Annotated in this window: 15 protein-coding genes; 7 read left to right on the forward strand and 8 right to left on the reverse strand. The window is 65.4% G+C overall.

Features of this window, described 5'->3' with window-relative positions:
* Positions 1 to 4: 4 nt before the first annotated feature.
* The gene (locus AC1Q6V_RS13350) at positions 5 to 1351 is read right to left on the reverse strand and encodes an MFS transporter (RefSeq protein WP_058697046.1); all 1347 of its coding nucleotides are present in this window, start codon (positions 1349 to 1351) and stop codon (positions 5 to 7) included.
* A gap of 234 nt (positions 1352 to 1585) precedes the next feature.
* Positions 1586 to 2353: an SDR family NAD(P)-dependent oxidoreductase gene (locus AC1Q6V_RS13355; RefSeq protein WP_010812484.1), complete on the reverse strand. Its 768-nt coding sequence runs from the start codon at positions 2351 to 2353 to the stop codon at positions 1586 to 1588.
* Between the two features lie 162 nt (positions 2354 to 2515).
* Between AC1Q6V_RS13355 and AC1Q6V_RS13360 the strand changes: the two genes are divergently transcribed.
* Both AC1Q6V_RS13360 and AC1Q6V_RS13365 read left to right on the forward strand, forming a co-directional pair.
* Positions 2516 to 3109 carry a TetR/AcrR family transcriptional regulator gene (locus AC1Q6V_RS13360; RefSeq protein WP_010812483.1) on the forward strand — a complete coding sequence of 198 codons (594 nt, stop codon included), beginning with the start codon at positions 2516 to 2518 and terminating at the stop codon, positions 3107 to 3109.
* A 108-nt stretch (positions 3110 to 3217) separates the two neighbouring features.
* The gene (locus AC1Q6V_RS13365; RefSeq protein WP_010812482.1) at positions 3218 to 4522 is read left to right on the forward strand and encodes an MFS transporter; all 1305 of its coding nucleotides are present in this window, start codon (positions 3218 to 3220) and stop codon (positions 4520 to 4522) included.
* Positions 4523 to 4683: 161 nt separating this feature from the next.
* Here the strand turns inward: AC1Q6V_RS13365 and tssL are convergent, their stop codons facing one another.
* The 5 genes from tssL to AC1Q6V_RS13390 form a co-directional block, all read right to left on the reverse strand.
* A complete protein-coding gene (tssL, locus tag AC1Q6V_RS13370) occupies positions 4684 to 5991 on the reverse strand; it encodes a type VI secretion system protein TssL, long form (RefSeq protein ID WP_439672660.1) in 1308 nt (435 codons plus the stop codon).
* 63 nt (positions 5992 to 6054) lie between these two features.
* The gene (locus tag AC1Q6V_RS13375) at positions 6055 to 8445 is read right to left on the reverse strand and encodes a T6SS phospholipase effector Tle1-like catalytic domain-containing protein (protein ID WP_454750177.1); all 2391 of its coding nucleotides are present in this window, start codon (positions 8443 to 8445) and stop codon (positions 6055 to 6057) included.
* Complete coding sequence (locus AC1Q6V_RS13380; protein ID WP_454750178.1) at positions 8442 to 9059, reverse strand: DUF3304 domain-containing protein; 618 nt, start codon at positions 9057 to 9059, stop codon at positions 8442 to 8444. Before AC1Q6V_RS13380 ends, AC1Q6V_RS13375 begins: the two co-directional genes overlap by 4 nt.
* A complete protein-coding gene (locus AC1Q6V_RS13385; protein ID WP_454750179.1) occupies positions 9046 to 9921 on the reverse strand; it encodes a DUF4123 domain-containing protein in 876 nt (291 codons plus the stop codon). The genes AC1Q6V_RS13380 and AC1Q6V_RS13385 overlap by 14 nt, the downstream gene beginning before the upstream one ends.
* Positions 9922 to 9934: 13 nt before the next feature.
* Positions 9935 to 12385 (reverse strand): type VI secretion system Vgr family protein, encoded by a 2451-nt coding sequence (locus AC1Q6V_RS13390; protein WP_011617031.1) that lies wholly within the window; start codon positions 12383 to 12385, stop codon positions 9935 to 9937.
* A 98-nt stretch (positions 12386 to 12483) separates the two neighbouring features.
* Between AC1Q6V_RS13390 and AC1Q6V_RS13395 the strand changes: the two genes are divergently transcribed.
* Positions 12484 to 12651 carry a hypothetical protein gene (locus AC1Q6V_RS13395; protein ID WP_161940220.1) on the forward strand — a complete coding sequence of 56 codons (168 nt, stop codon included), beginning with the start codon at positions 12484 to 12486 and terminating at the stop codon, positions 12649 to 12651.
* A gap of 133 nt (positions 12652 to 12784) precedes the next feature.
* Here the strand turns inward: AC1Q6V_RS13395 and AC1Q6V_RS13400 are convergent, their stop codons facing one another.
* Positions 12785 to 13522: a helix-turn-helix domain-containing protein gene (locus AC1Q6V_RS13400; protein ID WP_010812475.1), complete on the reverse strand. Its 738-nt coding sequence runs from the start codon at positions 13520 to 13522 to the stop codon at positions 12785 to 12787.
* A 187-nt stretch (positions 13523 to 13709) separates the two neighbouring features.
* On the opposite strand from AC1Q6V_RS13400, the gene AC1Q6V_RS13405 reads away from it, so the two are divergent.
* The 4 genes from AC1Q6V_RS13405 to AC1Q6V_RS13420 are packed head-to-tail and all read left to right on the forward strand — an operon-like array spanning position 13710 to position 18996.
* A complete protein-coding gene (locus tag AC1Q6V_RS13405; protein ID WP_010812474.1) occupies positions 13710 to 14876 on the forward strand; it encodes an NAD(P)/FAD-dependent oxidoreductase in 1167 nt (388 codons plus the stop codon).
* 51 nt (positions 14877 to 14927) lie between these two features.
* Entirely contained in the window at positions 14928 to 16382 is a 1455-nt protein-coding gene (locus tag AC1Q6V_RS13410) for a M81 family metallopeptidase (RefSeq protein WP_454750180.1), read from the forward strand.
* Positions 16383 to 16442: 60 nt separating this feature from the next.
* Positions 16443 to 18026, forward strand: a complete 1584-nt coding sequence (locus AC1Q6V_RS13415) for an ABC transporter substrate-binding protein (protein WP_010812472.1) — start codon at positions 16443 to 16445, stop codon at positions 18024 to 18026.
* Between the two features lie 34 nt (positions 18027 to 18060).
* Positions 18061 to 18996 (forward strand): ABC transporter permease, encoded by a 936-nt coding sequence (locus AC1Q6V_RS13420; protein ID WP_439672652.1) that lies wholly within the window; start codon positions 18061 to 18063, stop codon positions 18994 to 18996.
* The last annotated feature ends 26 nt before the right edge of the window (positions 18997 to 19022 follow it).

A 19022-nucleotide genomic window follows, 5' to 3' on the forward strand; every position in this document is an offset into this window, starting at 1 on the left:
GCCGCTACGACGCCGCCAACGGATCGCGCGCTGCCAGGCGCAGCCAGCTCGCGATCGCGGCCAGCCCGGCGAAGCCCGCGCCCAGCGCCAGGGCCAACCCCGGCCCGTGGTCCCCGGCAATGCCAAAACACAGCGCCACCAGTGCTGCACCCGTGGCCTGCCCCAGCAACCGCGCCGTGGCCACCACGCCGCTGGCGCCACCGCTGCGCTCGCGCGGGGCGCTCGTCATCAACGCCTTGAGGTTGGGCGACTGGAAGAAGCCGAAACCCGCACCGCAGATGCACATGCGGATGCCGATATCAAGCGCGCTGGGGTCGGCCGGCAGCATGGCCAGCGACAGCATGCCAACGCTAAGCACCGCCAGCCCCACGCCGCCGAGCACGGCCGGCGGGTAGCGGTCAGACAGGCGCCCGGCAAGCGGCCCGATCAGCGCCACCACGACGGACCACGGGGTCAGCAGGAAACCGGTCTCGACCTGCCCGCGCCCGAGCACGTGCTGGAAGTAGAACGGCAGCGAGACGAAGGCGAGGCCTTGCGCGGCGAAGGAGCACACCGCGGTCAGCGTCGACAGCGCGAACATGGGCCGCCGGAACAGGTCCACCGGCAGCATCGGCGCCGGATGGCCGCGCTCGCGCCACAGCAGCAGGCCGAACGTCACCATGAAGATGCCCGCCGCGGCCAGCGACAGATGCAGCGGCGCGCGCTGCGCACCTTCGCCCAGCGCAAGGACCAGCGCGGCAAAGGCAACCACGCTGAGCCCCGCCGCGACGCGGTCGAACCCATGCGCACTGCGCAGCGTCTGCGGCAAGGAGCCGCGCCCGATCGCCAGCGCGAGCAGGCCGATCGGCAGGTTGACGGCGAACAGCCACGGCCACGTGCCGAATGACAGGATCACCGAGGCCACGGTGGGGCCCACCGCGAACGACACGCCCACTACCAGCGCATTGAGCCCCAGCCCGCGCCCGAGCCGGTGCGTGGGGAAGATCGCGCTGATCAGCGCCGTGTTGACGCTCATGATTGCCGCTGCGCCGATGCCTTGCAGCACACGCGCCGCCGCCAGCGTCGGCAGCGACCACGCCAGCGCGCACACCACGGAGGCGGCGGTGAACAGCACCACGCCGCCAAGGTAGATGCGCCGGTGGCCCACCACGCCGCCCAGCGCCGCGAACGGCAGCAGCGTCGACACCATGGCCAGCTGGTAGGCATTGATCACCCACACCGACGCGGCCGGCGTGGCGCGCAGGTCCGCCGCGATCGACGGCAGCGCCGTGTTGGCGATCGCGGTATCCAGGGTGGCAAGGGCGACGGCGATGAGGATGGCGGCCATGCCGCGGCGCTCGCGCGAAGTCATCGCGGCGTCCGCGGTGGAAGCGGATTGGAGGGGTGCTGTGCTGGACACTGTCTTTACCGGTTGCCGCCATGCCGGGACTAGTGGTGCGAGGGCTGCACACAAGGCATGGTGAACGTCAGGTCAAGACGATACGGGAAAACCCTTCAACGTGCTGAAGGCGCGTTCCTATGTATGCACATTTCGCCCCCGCCCGGCCAATGACACTGAGCATCGGCCGCCCGCCACGGCACGGGGTTACTGCGCCGACAGCCCGCCATCCACGCCGATGCTCTGCCCGTGGATAAAGCGCCCGGCCGGTGCCGCCAGCAGGACGGCAAGACCCGCGACATCGCTGGCCTCGCCGATGCGCCGCATCGGCACGCCCGCAGCCAGCCGCGCCTCGCGCTCCGGATCGCCCCACAGCGCGTCGCGCGAGAACTCGGTGCGCACCGGGCCGGGATTGATTGCGTTGACGTTGATGCCGGACGGCCCCAGCTCCAGCGCCAGGCTGCGTACCGCCTGGTCGATGGCGGCCTTGGTCACGCTGTACATCCCCAGGAAGGCAGAGCCACGCTTGGCGGCAATGCTCGACATGAAGATGATGGATCCGTCATGGCGACCGATCATCTGCGGCGCCAGGGCGTTCACCAGCACCAGGTTGCCGCGCACATTGCCCGCCATGGCCGCATCGAACACCTCGGGTCCCTGGCTCAGCATCGATCCGGGCTGGCCGCTCGCGGCGGCATTGAGCACCAGTGCATCGACGCGCCCATACGCGGCCAGCGCCTGCTCCGCGAAGGCGCGCACGCTGTCGACATCGGCGATATCGCAGGCGATGCCGGTGGCGCGGATGCCCTCGGCCTCCAGCTGACTGGCGGCGTCGCGCGCCGCGCCTGCATCGCGCCCGGACACCACCACGGCGGCGCCGGCCGCGCCAAGCGCGCGCGCCATTTCCAGGCCCATGCCACGGGTGGAGCCGGTGATGACGGCAACGCGGCCGCCAAGGTCGAAGAGGTTCTGCATGACTGATCACTCCTGTGAAGATTGGGAGCCGGCACCTGGACACACATCGGCACAAATGCGGCGAAAGGGAGACTGCACATAGATGATGATCATCATCTATTGAATAAAGTATGGTCATCATCTAAACTCCGGTCAAGGCATAAATCCCGAAGAGGTCTTCAGATGGCACGCGCATCACGCGAACAAACCGACAAGAACCGCGAGGCGATCGAACAGGCGTCGTCGCGCCTGTTCCGCGAACGCGGCCTGAATGGCGTCAGCGTGGCCGAGTTGATGGCCGACGCGGGCCTGACCCATGGCGGCTTCTATGGCCACTTCGCCTCCAAGGACGCGCTGGCCGCGCAGGCCTGCAAGCGCGCGTTTGAAGAATCGACCGCCCGCTGGGAACGCCGCCTGGCCCGCGCCGATGGCGACCGCAAGGCCATGCTGGCCAACCTGGTTGAGCCCTACCTGACCGCCGCGCATTGCGCCAACCCGGGCGTGGGTTGTGCCGCCGCGGCGCTGGCCGTGGACGTGGCCCGCGAGCCGGCCGGCAAGCCCGTGCGCCAGGCCTACGTGGAAGGATTGCGCGTGTTGGTGGACGACATGGCGCAGACCGTTGAATCCGATGACCCCCAGCTGCGCCACGATGAAGCGCTGGTGCGCATGGCCCTGCTGGTCGGCGCCCTTACGCTGGCGCGTGCCGCCGACGGCGATCCGCTCTCCGACGAGATGCTGAATGCGGTGCGGAGCCGCCTGCTGGGCAGCACCGCCTAAACCCCGTTTTCCCCAAGGCTGAGACACCCCGCCGCCGTCAGACACGGCGGGGATGGCTTCGCTTTGCCCTTTGCCAACGCCTTCCCGGACCCTGACAACGAGACCCCCATGTTCGCGCAAGCCCTTTCCAGCCGGCTCGACCGGCGCGGCATCCACTACGCGTGGCTGGTCGCCGCCCTGACCTTCCTGGTGATGCTCACCACTTCGGCCGCGCTTGGCCTGCCTGGCGCCTTCCTTAAGCCGCTGACCAAGGAGATGGGTTGGAACACCGACCAGATCTCATCGATCCTGGCCTTTCGCTTTGCGCTGTTCGGGCTGATGGCACCGTTCTCGGCGCTGCTGATGGATCGCTTCGGGGTGCGCAACGTGGTCTGCGCCGCGCTGGCGCTGATTGCCGGTGGCATGGCGCTGGCCACCGTGACGACCGAGTTGTGGCAGCTCTTTGTCGCCTGGGGCCTGATGCTGGGCGTTGGCTCCGGGCTGACCGCGCTGGTGCTGGCGGCCCTGGTTGCCAACCGCTGGTTCAGCGCGCGGCGCGGGCTGGTGATCGGCATCCTGACGGCCAGCGCGGCGACGGGGCAACTGGCCTTCCTGCCGGTGGCCGCCTGGCTGATCGAGCATATGGGCTGGCGCGTGGCCGTGCTGCCGGTGCTGGCTGCCTGCGCGGCGCTGGCGCTGCTGGTATTCGCACTGATGCGCAACCGACCCGCCGATGTCGGCCTGGCGGCGTTTGGCGATATCCCGGCCCATCCAGCCACGCCGCCCGCCGCACAAACCGTCACGCCGTTCACGCTGCGCGGGCCTTTCCTGGTGCTGCGCGATGCCGCCCGTACCCAGACCTTCTGGGTACTGGCCGGCACCTTCTTCATCTGCGGCCTGAGCACCAACGGGCTGATCCAGACCCACTTCATCGCGCTGTGCGGCGACTTCGGCATGGGCCCGGTGCCGGCCGCCTCGGCGCTGGCGATGATGGGTGCGTTCGATTTCATCGGCACCATCCTGTCGGGCTGGCTGTCGGACCGCTACGACAGCCGCAAGCTGCTGTTCTGGTACTACGCGCTGCGCGGCCTGTCGCTGTTCTGGCTGCCGCATTCGACCTTCACGCTGTACGGCCTGTCGATCTTTGCGATGTTCTACGGCCTGGACTGGATCGCCACCGTGCCGCCCACTATCAAGCTGGCGGCCACCGCCTTCGGGCGCGAACGCGCGCCGATGGTGTTCGGCTGGATCTTCGCGGCCCACCAGATCGGCGCGGCCGTGGCAGCGTTCGGTGCGGGGTTGAGCCGTACGCTGCTGCTGACCTATACGCCGGCGCTGTACGCGGCCGGTGCGGCCTGCATGGTGGCGGCGTTGCTGGCACTGATGGTCAGCCGGACACGCGCTGCGCCGGCAACCGAGGCGGCGCGGGCATAACCTGCGCTGCCTCGGTGCCAGCCTCAGCCTGGATGAAGCGCGGGCGCCGCTGATCCAGACGGCGCAGGCCCTGTCGGTGAACCAGGTAGCGGGAGAGAAGGCGTGAAGGGAAAGCCGCCGGTTCAACCGCCCTTTATAGCCCGCCTTGGCGTCCGAGCTTCCTACTGTGTGACGACCACTTCCACCCGCCGGTTCGCCGCGCGGGCGGCGGGGGTCTTGTTGTCCGTCAACGGCTCGGTGTCGCCTTTGCCGATGGCTTCGAGGCGTCTCTTGGCGACGCCCTGGCTGGCGAGGTATTCGCTGACCATGGCGGCACGCTCCTCGGACAGGACCTGGTTGGACGGGTAGCGGGCGCTCTTGATGGGCTGGTTGTCGCTGTGGCCGATCACCTGCACCTTGCCCTGCAACTTATTGATTTCGCCCGCCACTTTGTTCAGCGTCGGCGTCAGCTTCGCATTGACCTCGGCCCGGCCCGCGCCGAACATGTCGTCGCCGCGAAACACTACGGTGCTGCGGTGGTTGTCGTCCCTGACAGCTACCACGCCGCGCGCGATCTCGTCCTTGAGCAGCTCGGCCAGGCGCAACGCCTTCGGTGCGGGGGGTGGAGTCAGGTTGCCAATGGCCCCGATCTGTTGCACTACGTCACGCTCCTGGAGCATCAGCTGGTACTTGTAGTATCCGGCCAGGCCAGCGACGGCCAGAAGGCCCGCTGCGCAGGTCATCCAGACCGGGATGCCGCTCAGGTGATGGAAGCGGCCAGGCGGGGCGGGCTGCGAGTGGGAAGACAGTTCCTTGGGCACTGGTCCGTTGTGCTTGCTGATCGCATCGAGCAGGCGTCCCCGGATCGCGTGCAGTTGCTGGTCACCGTCCGCCATGCCGCGATACCGCCCCTGAAACCCCAGCGAGAGGATGTGGTAGTAGACCTCGATGGTGCCGATGTTCTCGGCCACCGATTCCACCAACCGGCCCAGGATGAGGAACACCTTGGTGCCGCCCTCGCGGTCCTGGTGGAAGGTCGAGGCCAGGGCGCTGCCAGGCCATGCGCCCAGCGAAGCCGCACTGCCGCCGCCCCACTCGGTATGGCTCACGGCCTCATCCAGCGCGGTGCAGAGTGCGTAGTGCGCGGCGGTGGTGTGTTTGCGGTCGATGTTCAGTCGGTCGCACACCGCCTGGAAGGTGCGCAATTCCTGCTCCAGCAGGGTGCGCAGACGTTCCACCTCACCGCGCTTATCCAGCTTGGGCGGGATGTCTGCCAGTGCGCGCAGCAGCGGCCTGGCGGCTTTCAGCAGGGGATTGCGCGCACCGTTGATCTCGGCAATGCGGACCTCGATGGTCTTGGCTGAAGGGAGAAGCTTCGTGGCGGGTTCCTGAGTCTCCTGACCGGTTACGGCCTGCCTGGCAGAGGAGCCTGGTTTCGGCGGCCGTGTCCGTTGCGGCGCGGGATCATCTTTGTCTAGCCATGCTGTCATGTTGGCGTTCCTTCAAGGATTGACGGATGCGGCAAGAGCGGTGCATTTGCCATCACGCGTCCGTCACAGCCTTGGCATCGGGAATCCCGAGGGGATGACTTTTTCCATGGCCTTCCTGCCTTGATCGATGACTGCATCCCGGGCGGCATCCGCTGCGCGCCCTGCTGCGTCGCCCAATGCCCGCATCACCCTGTCCTTGGCGGCATCGATTTCGCGCTCGACGGCCAGAGCGGTATCTTGCACCTTGTCCAACACGCCCTTTGCGCTCATGCCGAGGTGCCGCACTGCCTTGCTGTCGCCGACAAAGAATGTCCTGGCCCACCCGTAGCCGCCTGGTGCGTATTCGTGGAAATTCGGCACACGGAACCAGGCACGGCTGTCGTGGATGTAGTTATCGAGCAACTCAATGGCTGCCTTCTCACGCAAGGCAAAGTCGTCCACGGCCTTGGCAGCGGTCGTGGCCCTCAGGTAGAGGATCATCTCCGGCGCAGGTTCCACCAATACGTCATCGATGGGCCAATAACCGCGAACGGCAGCGCTTTTGGTCAAGATATCGTCGTCGACCATAACGAGCAGCTTCGAATCCGTGCGTGGACGCTCTGCGCGGGGCATCGCCAGGTACTTGAAACCATTGGCGACCCGTTCCGCTGCCCCGATGGGTGAAAAAGCCGGCCGGGCCATCATTTCCTTCCGCACATTCAAGCCGGGCTGAAGTTCAGGGTGCAGGTATCCCAATAGCAACTGGAATTCCTCAGCCGCCTCCAGCAAGTCGGTGCGGTCATTGGTGACAAAGTCATCGGCACCTTCCCCAGGGCGGCAGTCGGCCGGGTTCTTGCCAACCGCCTCCGCCATCAGCTCATTCTCCCGCGCGGCGATGGCGGCATCGTTCGCGGCAATCTTGGCCTCCAGGGCTCGGCGCTTGGTCAAACCCGCCATGTCCTGCGAAGTCGTCTGGGGAAACATTGCGCGGTCTCTGAGCTGCTGGACCTGAAGCTTCAACTGGATGCTGTCCTGTTCCAGCTTCTGGATTACGGGATCGGCCTTCCTTGCCTTATCCACGTCAGTGCGCAGTTGCTGGGGAGTCTTGCTGTCCTCGCGCTTGTTCGCCGGCTCCGCGCAATAGTGGTAGAACCCTTGGTTGGTAATGTAGGTGCCGGTGTGCCAGCGTGCGCGCAAGGCGCGCCATTGCAGGCTTTGCCGCAGGCCAAATTCGAGGGCCTTCTCCACGCCGTCAATGGCGGGCAGGGTTGCCCGCCAATCGTTGAAGGCCTTGGCGACGGCAGGGTCGATGGCGAAATCCTGCATGTTGTTCGCATCCATCCGGTCTTCGTCGTTCTTGGCATCCACCAGCCGCAGCGGCACACCGACCTTCAGTGCCTCGATGTACATGTCGTGCAGCGGAATCTTGCCCAACCGGTGGCCCTCGCCCTTGACCGACTTGCCCTGATCGCCCGGCGCGTAGCTGCCACCCACGTCCGAGTGGACGCCCGGGTAGGGCACTTCCAGCAGCTTGCTGTCGCCTGCCGGGTAGCTCTTCCCCTTCCGGATGGAATCCAGCGGGAAGCTCATGCGTTGTTCATGCATGGAGAAGAAATGCACGCACCGCCGCACCTGGGCGGGAATGTTCAGGGCGCCGCCCCCTGCCGCCCAGAAATGCCCGTCGAAGTATTCCAGATCCACGGCGGATTGAAACGACTCGGGCGGGCCCACCGACGCGACCGTATCGAACAGCCCCAGGAAGTTGACTTCGTAGTCGATCTTGCCCGCCAGCTTCCCGGCCTTGGCCCAGTAGTTGATCAGCTTGCTGACGAACACTCGGGCGCCCGCCGCGCCGCGCGAAAAGCCAAAAACGTTGACGTATGCCTTCCTGACGAGACGATTGCGTTTGCACTGGCGAACCAGCGAGTCGTATAGGCTGCCGAGGTGCTTCTCCTTGGCAGTGAGTAGGGAGGAACCCAGGTTCCAGTCGAGCTTCGCACAAATCTTGGCAGCTTCGTCATCTTTGATGAGACCATTTTCGTCTCCCGGAACCATAGCTTGGTACACGGCGTTCAGCACGCGCGTGTAACCCCAAGCACAGCGTTTGGCAAAGCCGCTCGCAAAAGCCTTGCCACTACTGCTATAGGTGTGTTCGCCAAATTCGGGAAAGAGCGTACCGACTCCCGCAATGTAAGAACTGAAGATCCCCTGCTGCGGGCGGGTAGGGCAGGCCCGGAACAACCGCGCAACATTGGTATGCGTCTTGTAGGTAGAATCCCGCCAGCGGGCAGGAGTTCTGACATCATCATTGTTGTTGGTGCCATCGAAGAACAGGTTGATGTGAATTGTCTGTTCACAGTCGCCATGGGGATCGTCCACGGTGGTCTTGCCATTCTGGTAGGCGCGCTTTCCCTCGGGAAGGCGACCCTTATCCGTTTCCGGCATGGCAATAGGCAGGCGGAAAGCGGTCATCATTGGAACCTCTTCAGTGCTTGCTGGGTCAGGGCCTCGTCACGTACACCTTGAACGACGAAAGGGTCGTCTTCTGCGGGCTTCGTTCTGACGGAATTGTGACCATTCGCATTGCCGTCCATGACCATCACCTTGACACGATCCCCCGGTAGGAATATCGCCCAGAATCCGTAGGTATCCGGACCGTATTCCGGCACGGTGACCGTTGCGGTCAGCACTGCCAGCCCGCTTCTGTCCTTGTAGTCAAACGGCTTGCGGTCGCGCTCCCATTCGATGCGTAGTTGCGTGCCGGGCTTCCATGGCTGAGGGATGCCGACGCAACACATCTCGCCAGGTTCGGCAGGCCCTTCTTTGTATGCAGGCCCCATGTTTGCGCCGCCACCGTTCATTCCTCGTGGCCCCGTGACGTAATAGCTATAGATGGCATCGGACGAGTAGTTCAGACCGCGAGCGCTGCCGGGACTTACGTGCTCCTTCTCAGCTCCAACCGTGGTTTTTGCCGCCAAGTCAGTCCGCGATTCGCCTGAGCATGCGGAAAGGACACCGAGCGCGCCCAGCAACACCAGTGCGGCTTGCCATCGATGTGCGCGCTTCCGATTCAAGCTATTTCTTGTCATCGTTTCTCTCCGCTTGTTGATCGGCCTGCCTGGCAAGCACGCGCTTCCACACGTAGTCAGGAACATGGGCCATGCAGGCGTTGAAGCTGCAGCCCTCGTGCATCCGTTGTTCCAACGCGCGGTACACGTCTGGATCTTGATCAAAGTCGGCGCCATAGCGGTACGAGTATTGGCAGTACCCAAGGCGGTCGGCGGGCTCGATGAGCCGCCAGGCAGCCACGCGCTTGTAACGCGCAACGAAATCCAGGAAGCGCGGCAGGTAGGGACCATCGCCCGGTACGGTGCCGTCTTCAACGAGGCCCGCCAGCATCTGATCCGGCTCGCAGTGCGCCATGAAGTCATCAACCTGCTGCTCATCGAATGCAATGGCAACAGGTGTCGTCTCGAACTGATTGCCGTTCAGCGGCCCATCCAGTCGCTTCCACTCGGGATCATGGCCGCGGTACTTCCACTGGAGAATGGGTTCCATCAGCTTGTGCGTCGTCTCTTCGCCCCACAGCGTCATGACTGTGCGCAGGTTGCGCGGATCGAAATAACGCACCATGGCGTTCAGCCCGTCGCCGAGGGCGGCGATCAGGAACTGCCGCAGGTGCGTGGCGAGCGCGTCGATTCCGATGCGGCTCCAGATCAGGGTCATGCAGGGGGCGAGCAAGTCCAGTTCATCCAGCCTGGCAAGCCACGGTTCGCCTGCATCTGCAATGTGCGCCAGGAACAGCGAGGCGTCGCCCGCTTCTTCCTCGGGAAGGCCGGCATACACATTACGGTGCTCGGTGGCCTCGCGCATCAGGTCACCAATCAGCAGCGGGTGCTGGGCGCCGTCGGCGAGCGCGTAGATATAGACGGTGTTTGGTTCGGTTGTCATCGTCGGTCTCGGGTCAGCGCAGCAGCAGGCCCGTGTTGCGCCTGGCTGCCTTGAGCAGGCATTCCAGGCAGACCTGCTTTGTGCTCAGTTCCGTCGGGATGCTGTTAGGCCCGGTCAGCAGCTTGCTGGCGGCGTGGACGGTGAACCTGCCGTTGGTGCCATGCTCGATGTTGCCGTCCAGTCGCAGGTAGCTGCCGCCGCCTGCCAGCAACAGTTTCTGCCTGGCCTGAATGGTGATCTCGTCGGCGGTCAGGGTGATCTTGAGCTTCGCCAGCAGATTGATATTGTTCTTCAGGGCTTGCAGGTCGATATCGCCCATGTTTGCAACCAGCTTCATGCCAGCCTCATAGGCGAACATGCGCAGCGCCTTGCGCACGCTGGCAAAGAAGCCGCCACCGGCGGTGACGGACAGGTGTTCCCCCGTGGTCAGTGCGGTGTCGCCACCGCTGGCGATGTGGGTCGAACCCGCTGCCGTGGAGACGATGCCGGCGGGGCTGGCCGATACCAGATGGGGGGCGGTAAATTCCTTCAGTTCGCCTCCGCCCTGGATTTGCTCGAGCTGCTTCTCCAGCAGTTTTGCAATGTCGGTCTGTTCGCCGTCCTGGGCCTGGGCTTCAGTCGCCTTCTCTCCCATGGTGGCGGCAATGCCCTGTGCCTGTTCGAGCAACTGGACGACATCCCGCACATTCATCGCGTTGCCTTCAGCGTTCAGGCGCGAAAAGGTGGTGATAAGCAGGCCAAGTGCGGCGCGCAGCGCGCCATGCGCGTCGGTGCGCAGTTCGAACCCTTCTCCCCGCTTGTCCTTGCGTCCCTCCCAACCCCTCACCCGGACAATGTGGCCCAGGGCCAGCAGGCTGTTCTGGTAGTCCGACCCGACTTGCACCTGCTGCTGGCCCTGCGTGTCGTCGTAGAGGGTCTGGTTGCGGCCTTCGCCGAACAGTTCCTTGCTCTGGTAGCCGGACAATGCATGCTGGCTGGGCAACTGCCACGGCGGCAGGTTCAGCCGGTTATTGACAGGCCCGATGATGATTGGCCGATCCGGGTCTCCGCCCTCGTATATGACAATGACTTCCTGGCCGATGCGCGGCAGGTGCGTGTTGCCGAAACGACCGCCCGATGAAAAACCGGTTACGCGAATCCAGCAGGAGCTATTCTCGTCAAAACTACCGTAACGATCCCAGACAAACTGGCAGCGCACCCGTCCCAGATCATCGCTCCAGATTTCCTGATTGGCCGGGCCGACGACCCTGGCGATGTGATGCCCGCCGATGTAAGGCTTCTTGACCGACTCGGGCCGGAAGATTTCGCTGGTGGGCTGGGCTTCGAATTCCACCTCGCAGCGCCATTGCTGGTCGCTACCCGCGAACTCGCCCACGTCCTCGATTAGCAGGCGCGTAGCGAAAATCAGGTACTCGCGGTTGGCCTTAGCACGCAGGAAGCGCTTCAGCGTAAAGGTGTGGCCCGGCGCCATTGCGCGCACGTTGCCCTGGCCGCGCACCCGCACGCCGTGTTGCCGCAGGCGTTCCATATTGATGCGCGCCAGCATGTCGCCTTCCTTGCGGGCGTCATTGCCGGACTTGGGCTGAACGTAATCGCCTGGCCAGCTGTACAGTTCATAGGTGGCATGGCTGGTCTCGCGGGGGTCGTCAACGGAGACATTCAGGTCGGCGCGGGGCTGGTTGTAGTCGTAATCCCCGTGCGCCCACGAGCCTGTAATCAGGCAATCGCGTACCTCGAATTGGTGGAGGTGTTCTTCGTCCACCCGGTCCGAGGATGGATACCAGTTGATGGTGTGATACGCGGGGCTGGGGATGTTCTGGAAGGCGCCATTGCCATCCGTCAGCACCATGCGGTGATGGCCGTTCGTGTGCTCCCAATGGAAATTCAGGCCCCACTCTGCGAGCAGCCGGCGCACGAACTGGTAGTCGGTCTCGCCGGCCTGCAATTGATACTGGCGCTTGGGATACTCGATGAGTGAAAGCCGGCGCTCGACCGGAAATGTATATCTGCTCAGCACCACTTCCACGATTTCCAGGACATTCATGTTCTGGAACCGCTTGAAGGTGGAGGTGAGCGTGCCGAGCCAAAACCAGGGGCGCAAGGTCAGGCGATAGCGAATGCGCTCGTTTTCGTGGTAAGGGCCGCGCACATCGGTGACGATCCCTGTTATCTCGCGCTTGCCCCTGCCGAGGCCGCCGTCCAGGCCGCTGCCGGAGCCGTCCAGTTCGATACTGACTGTCAGCTCCTTGCCTTGCATGGCTTCCAGGTCGAAATCGCCCGCCGGACCGTACAGGACATTGCGGTCGTCCGGCGTCTTGAGTTCCAGCTCATACTCGAACAGCGAATTGATACCCTCGGTGCCGGACAGCCTGGAAAATACTAGCAGCGGCTGTCCCAATAGTTCCGGCAACCCATCACCGGATACGGTAACGGTACGGGAGGAAAACGGTAATCGGCTACCCATGCGAAGCACTCCGTGGAGTTGAACGCTTTCGTGCCGAAAAAAACTAGTGACTGGATACGCTGCGTCTCGCGGCACGCTGTCGCTGCGGCGGTCATTGAATGACGGCGCTGCAACTCAAGATGGATAGTAAAAATGGTGCTGTCGAAAAAATAAATCAGGCGATTCTGATTTTGCTCTTCAAGAAAAATGAAGCCAGAATTCAAAAAAACCGAATTCACCAGGGACAGCCTGCTCGCAACGGCATGCAAGCCGCGCCGCCGCCGTAAAGAAATGCGACAGCTGCTGGTCGGCCACGAAGAACATGGCGAAGAACACCGACCCCATGCCGTATCCACGGCCACGCGGGGCTCCGCAAGCAATGTTTCACCTCGGAACCTGAAAGCGCGGGTTCCGCCCCCTTCAGCCTTTGCCCTTGCCCCTGGTCGCGGCGGCTTTCCCCTGCGTGCGCCCGACCGCCCGTTTTGGCACCGCCTCCGGCTTCGCCGCCTGGGCCGACTTCATCAAGTTGCTTTCGCTGGTGGTCACACCCACGATCCGGGCGAGTTGCCGGCTTACGCTGATGTAGGCGTGGCCCATGCGGGCATCGAAATACAACGCATCGCCCCGCGCCAGGTGCAGCTTCTCGCCGTTGTCGAAATGGATTTCGATCTCGCCGCTGAGCACATAGACAAACTCCTCGCCGGGATGGCGCGAGAAGTCACCGGGGCCCTCGATGCGGCGCGCATGCACGGTACCGACCACCGGGCTCATCTGCTTGCCGACGGCCTCTGTGCCAAGAAACTCATAGGTCAGCGACGATCCCCGGTAGGTCACGCCCGCGCCGGCCCGGGTCACGACCGGCCCCTGGAACGGTGACGTCTTCGTGCCGGCACCCGCGAACATCGAGCCCATGTCCATCTGCAGCGCCTGGCCCAGCGCGGCAAAATTCTCGTAGCCCAACGCCAGTTGCCCGCGCTCCGCGCGCGAGATGGTGGTGATCGAGACTCCCGACAGTTCGGCGAGGTGCGCCAGCGTCCAGCCAAAGGCCTTGCGCGCCGCGCGCAGGCGCTTGCCAAAGGTTTCACGGTCGAGCGTGCGCGACTCGCCGTCATCGGTCCCGATGCCGCTGCCGCGCCCGTGGGCGGTGTGTGGTTTCAAGCCTGCTTCCTTTTTTCCGTTGGACGGAATGCTAACAGAGCAGACCGCGCCAAGGCTTATCCCCTTGCCGCCCACCTTAGCGCAAGATTTGCGTATCCGCAATTTGCATATACGCAAATTCTTGCCTACACTCACTCCCATTCCGAATGCATGAGCGCCCCGCAGGCGCTCTCCTGCCACCTGATCCATGCACCCGACTCACGCTGCCTCACCGATTCCAGCCGACTATCTCATCATCGGAGGCGGCATTGCCGGTGCTTCCGTCGCGTACTGGCTCGCGCCCCATGGCCGCGTCATCCTGCTCGAACGCGAAGCCCAGCCTGGCTACCACTCGACCGGCCGCTCGGCGGCGTTGTTCATGGAAAGCTACGGCACCACGCAGGTCCGCGCGCTGACGATGGCAAGCCGCGCCTTCCTGCAGGATCCGCCGCCGGGTTTTGCCTCGCACCCGCTGCTCACGCCGCGCGGCGCGCTGATGGTCGCCGGCCCCGGGCAACAGCATTTGCTTGACGCGCACTGGGACGTGGTGCGCGCCGTCGATCCCGACGCCCGCCTGCTGAGTGCCGCGCAAGCGTGCGAGCGCGTACCAGCGCTGCGCGCGGAGCAAGTGATCGGCGGCGTTTATGAGCCCGGCGCCGCGGACATGGATGTGGACGCGATCCACCAGGGCTACCTGCGCGGCATGCGCCAGGCCAGCGGCAAGCTGGTGTGCGATGCCGAAGTCACGGCCATGGCACGCGTGCGGGACCACTGGCGCGTGGAGGCTGGCGGGTCGGTATATACGGCACCGGTGGTACTCAACGCCGCCGGCGCCTGGGCCGACGTCATCGCGCGGCTGGCCGGCGTGCAGCCGCTGGGGATTGAACCCCGCCGCCGCTCTGCCTTCGTCTTTGCTCCGCCCGCGGATATGGACACCAGCGGCTGGCCCATGGTCTTCGGCGCCGACGAGGACTGGTACATCAAGCCCGATGCCGGCATGTTGCTGGGCTCCCCGGCCAATGCCGACCCGGTCGAGCCACAGGACGTCCAGCCCGAGGAAATGGATATCGCGCTCGCCATCGACCGCATCGAGACCGCGACCTCGCTCAGGATCCGCCGCCCTGCGCGCACCTGGGCCGGGCTGCGCTCCTTCGTCGCCGACGGCGACCTGGTGGGCGGGTTCGACGACGCCGTGCCGGGCTTCTTCTGGGTGGCGGGCCAGGGCGGCTACGGCATCCAGACCTCGGCGGCCATGGGCGAGACCTGTGCCGCGCTGGCGCGCGGCCTGCCGGTGCCGGCGCATCCTGCTTCGTTCGGCCTGAGCGCCGGGATGCTTGGGCCGGGGCGCCTGCGCCGCCTGGCCGCCTCGGCCTGAATCGCGCTTTCCCCCAACCGCTAATCCCCGACTGACCAGGAGCCAACCATCGTGCGTGTCTTCAGTGCCTCCCTCGCTACCGAAACCAACACCTTTGCGCCGATGCCCACCGGCCTGGCGTCCTTCAGGGATCGCGGCTACTTCGCGGCCGGCCAGCATCCTGACCAGATGACGTTTTTCTCAGGGCCGCTGTGGGCAGCACGGATCCGCGGCAAGGAGCGCGGCTGGCAGCTGTGCGAAGGCATGGTGGCCGGCGCGCAGCCCAGCGGCACCACCACCCGCCATGCCTACGAAACCCTGCGCGAGGAACTATTGGCCGACCTGCGCGCGGCGCTGCCGGTGGACATGGTGCTGCTCGGCCTGCACGGCGCGATGGTGGCCGATGGCTATGACGACTGCGAGGGCGACCTGCTGCAGCGTGTGCGCGCCATCGTCGGCCCGGACGTGGTGATCGGCGCGGAGCTGGACCCGCACTGCCACCTGACGCCCGAGATGACGGCATACGCCGACGTGATGGTCGCCTTCAAGGAATACCCGCATACCGACGTGCTGGAACGCGCGCTGGAACTGGTCGACCTGTGCGCGGCCACGGTGGCAGGCAAGGTTCGCCCGGTGGCGGCGGTGGTCGATTGCAGCATGATCGTCACGGTCCACACCTCGCGCGAGCCGGCGCGCGGCTTCATCGACCGCATCCAGTCGCTGGAAGGGCGCGACGGCGTGCTGTCGATCTCGCTGGCGCATGGGTTTTCATGGGGCGATGTGCCGGCGATGGGCACCAAGGTCCTGGTCTACGTCGATGGCAACCAGGCCAGGGCCGATGCGCTGGCGCGGCAACTCGCCGACGAACTGATCGCCATGCGCGACGGGCTCACGGTGCGCTACCCGGACATCGACACCTCGCTTGACGAGGCGCTGGCCTGCGACGGCGGGCCAGTGGTGCTGGCCGACGGCGCCGACAATCCCGGCGGCGGCGCAGCCAGCGACTCCACCTTTGTCCTGCGTCGCATGATCGAGCGCGGCATCGGCAATGCGGCGGTCGGCCCGATGTGGGACCCGATCGCGGTGCGCATCGCCTTCGATGCCGGCGTGGGCGCACGCCTGCGGATGCGCATCGGCGGCAAGATCAGTCCGCTATCGGGCGACCCGCTGGACCTGGACTGCACGGTCAAGGCTCTGCTGCCCGACATGGTGATGACCGGGCTGTCCGACGCGCCGGTGCAGATGGGCGACTGCGCGCTGGTGGAAGCCAACGGCATCGACATCGTGCTGAACACGCTGCGCAACCAGGCCATGGGCACGGACATGTTCACCCAGCTGGGCTGTGACCTGGCGCGCAAGCAGATCATCGTGGTCAAGTCCTCGCAGCACTTCTACGCGTCCTTCTCGAAAGTGGCAAGGCACGTGATCTACGCAGGCGCCCCGGGGGCCGTCACGCTTGACCTCACGACCCTGCCCTATCGCAAGATCCAGCGGCCCAAGTGGCCCCTGGACAGCGCCGCGGCCTGAGCGCCGGCCGCCTGGCTGCGATCACGACAACAACGACAACGAAGAAAGCGGAGACTGCACATGACACCAAACCGATCCCTGTCCGCCGCGCTCGCGGCGGGCGCCCTGGTCCTGGCAGGCGCCAGCCTTCCCGTGCTGGCACAGACCAAGACGCTCAAGGTCGTGGCACATGCCGACCTGAAGATCCTCGATCCGACCTTCACCACGGCCTACATCACGCGCAACTTCGGCTACATGGTCTACGACACGCTGTTCGCGCAGGATGCCAAGGGCAAGCCGCAACCACAGATGGTCGAGAAGTACAGCAGCTCGAAGGATGGCCGGCAGTGGAGCTTCACGCTGCGTCCCGACCTGAAGTTCTCGGATGGCAGCGCGGTTACCTCGGCCGACGCGATCGCCTCGCTGCAGCGCTGGGGCGCGCGCGACAGCCTGGGCCGAGCCATGGGCGAAGCCGGCGCCGAGTGGAAAGCGGTCGACGCGCGCACGTTCACGCTGACGCTCAAGGAGCCCTTTGGCATGGTGCTCGATGCGCTGGCCAAGCCCTCGGGCTTTCCCCCGGTGATCCTGCCGGAGCGCCTGGCCAGGATGCCCGCCACCGCGCCGCTGCCCGAGGTGCTGGGCTCCGGCCCCTTCATCTTCAAGCGCGACGAATGGGTGCCGGGCAACAAGGCGGTGTTCGTGCGCAACCCGCACTACGTGGCACGCAGCGAGCCCGCGAGCGGTCTCGCCGGCAGCAAGCAGCCCCGCGTGGACCGCGTCGAATGGCTCTACCTGCCGGACGCCAACAGCGCCATCGCGGCGCTCAAGCGCGGCGAGGTCGACCTGATCGAACAGGTACCGCCGGACTACATCACCCCGCTGCGCGGCGACGCCAGCATCAAGATCGGCTCGGGCGGGGCCTACCAGGGCGTGCTGGTGATGAACCAGCTGCATCCGCCATTCAACAACCCGAAAGTGCGCCAGGCCTTCCTGCAGGCGGTCAGCCAGGAACGCTTCACCGCGGCCATGGGCTATCCGCTCGACATGCGCATCAACTACTGCGCCACCTTCTTCATCTGCGGCGGCCCCAACGATACCGCTGCCGGCGCCGAACCGTACCGCAAGGCCGATCCGGCGCGTGCCAGGCAGTTGCTGGGTGCGGCGGGCTACAAGGGCGAAAAGGTGGTGCTGCTGGTGCCGACCGACATTCCCCAGCTCAACGCTGAAGCCCTGATGGCGGCACAGACCATGCGCAGCATGGGCATGAACGTCGACATGCAGAACATGGACTGGGCCTCCATCGGCGCGCGCCGCGCCAAGCGGGATGCGCCCGAGGCCGGGGGCTGGAATATGTACGTGACCGTCGCGGGCGAGTTCGATGCCGATTCCCCGATCACCAATGCCTACCTCAGCGCCCCCTGCGGCACCAGCCTGCCCGGCTGGCCCTGCGACAAGCCGCTCGACGCACTGCGCACGGCCTGGGTCCGCGAGACCGTGCCCGCCAAGCGCAAGGAACTGCTCGATGCCTTCCAGAAGCGCGCCTATGAGGCGGTGCCCTATGTGAACGCCGGCCAGTACTCGTCGGCGTTCGCGGCGCGTGCCAGCCTCAAGGGCATCGACAAGATGTGGGCCGGCATGCCCACGGTCTGGATGCTCGACAAATAACCACGAAGCACGAACCACCGGGGGAAACACGACAATGGGCTACCTGCTCAGACGCCTGGCCGCGACGCTGCCCGTGATGGCAGTGGTGGCCGTGGTGGTCTTCCTGCTGATCCACTTGTCGCCGGGCGATCCGGCGGCGCTGATCGCAGGCGACCTCGCGACCGTTGACGACATCGCCAGGCTGCGCGGCGTGCTGGGGCTGGACCAGCCGCTGTGGCGGCAGTTCTTGCTGTGGCTCGGCCGGCTCGCCACCGGCGACCTCGGCACCTCCATCTTCACCCAGGTGCCGGTGGCGCAGTTGCTGGCACAGCGGCTGGAGCCGACCATCTCTGTCGCCGCGCTGACCATGCTGCTGACCTTGCTGGTCGCGGTGCCACTGGGAACGCTGGCCGCGTACCGCGCCGGCAGCTGGGTCGACCGGCTGGTAATGCTGTTCGCGGTGCTGGCATTCTCGCTGCCGGTGTTCCTGGTGGGCTACCTGCTGGTCTACGCCTTTGCCATCCAGTTGCCGTGGTTCCCGGTGCAGGGCTATGCGCGCCTCGCCGACGGCGCCGGCGCATGGCTGCGCAGCCTGGTGCTGCCCTGCGTCAACCTGGCGCTGGTCTATATCGCGCTGGTGACGCGCATGACGCGCGCCACCGTGCTGGAAGTGCTGCATGAGGACTACATCCGCACTGCGCGCGCCAAGGGCCTGGGCGTGCTGCCGGTGCTGGGCCACGCGCTGCGCAACGCGGCGATCCCGATCGCCACCACCGTCGGCATGGGCATCGCGCTGCTGATCGGCGGCGTGGTCGTGACGGAGACCGTGTTTGCGATCCCGGGTGTCGGCCGCCTGGTGGTCGACTCGGTGCAGCGCCACGACTACCCGGTGATCCAGAGCGTACTGCTGGTCTCCGCCGGGGTCTACGTGCTGATCAACCTGATGATCGACCTCAGCTACCGGCTGTTCGATCCGCGCATCAAGTACTGATGGCCTTCGCCGCGAGACACTGCTGA

The organism is Cupriavidus sp. GW823-FHT07B10 (assembly GCF_058794355.1).

Bases quoted from the DNA above. Each gene is read 5' to 3' on its own strand.
- AC1Q6V_RS13375 (WP_454750177.1), bottom strand. From the start codon at position 8,445: ATGATGACCGCTTTCCGCCTGCCTATTGCCATGCCGGAAACGGATAAG.
- AC1Q6V_RS13420 (WP_439672652.1), top strand. From the start codon at position 18,061: ATGGGCTACCTGCTCAGACGCCTGGCCGCGACGCTGCCCGTGATGGCA.
- AC1Q6V_RS13415 (WP_010812472.1), top strand. From the start codon at position 16,443: ATGACACCAAACCGATCCCTGTCCGCCGCGCTCGCGGCGGGCGCCCTG.
- AC1Q6V_RS13405 (WP_010812474.1), top strand. From the start codon at position 13,710: ATGCACCCGACTCACGCTGCCTCACCGATTCCAGCCGACTATCTCATC.
- AC1Q6V_RS13395 (WP_161940220.1), top strand. From the start codon at position 12,484: ATGACGGCGCTGCAACTCAAGATGGATAGTAAAAATGGTGCTGTCGAA.
- AC1Q6V_RS13355 (WP_010812484.1), bottom strand. From the start codon at position 2,353: ATGCAGAACCTCTTCGACCTTGGCGGCCGCGTTGCCGTCATCACCGGC.
- AC1Q6V_RS13390 (WP_011617031.1), bottom strand. From the start codon at position 12,385: ATGGGTAGCCGATTACCGTTTTCCTCCCGTACCGTTACCGTATCCGGT.
- tssL (WP_439672660.1), bottom strand. From the start codon at position 5,991: ATGACAGCATGGCTAGACAAAGATGATCCCGCGCCGCAACGGACACGG.
- AC1Q6V_RS13380 (WP_454750178.1), bottom strand. From the start codon at position 9,059: ATGACAAGAAATAGCTTGAATCGGAAGCGCGCACATCGATGGCAAGCC.
- AC1Q6V_RS13360 (WP_010812483.1), top strand. From the start codon at position 2,516: ATGGCACGCGCATCACGCGAACAAACCGACAAGAACCGCGAGGCGATC.
- AC1Q6V_RS13350 (WP_058697046.1), bottom strand. From the start codon at position 1,351: ATGACTTCGCGCGAGCGCCGCGGCATGGCCGCCATCCTCATCGCCGTC.
- AC1Q6V_RS13385 (WP_454750179.1), bottom strand. From the start codon at position 9,921: ATGACAACCGAACCAAACACCGTCTATATCTACGCGCTCGCCGACGGC.
- AC1Q6V_RS13365 (WP_010812482.1), top strand. From the start codon at position 3,218: ATGTTCGCGCAAGCCCTTTCCAGCCGGCTCGACCGGCGCGGCATCCAC.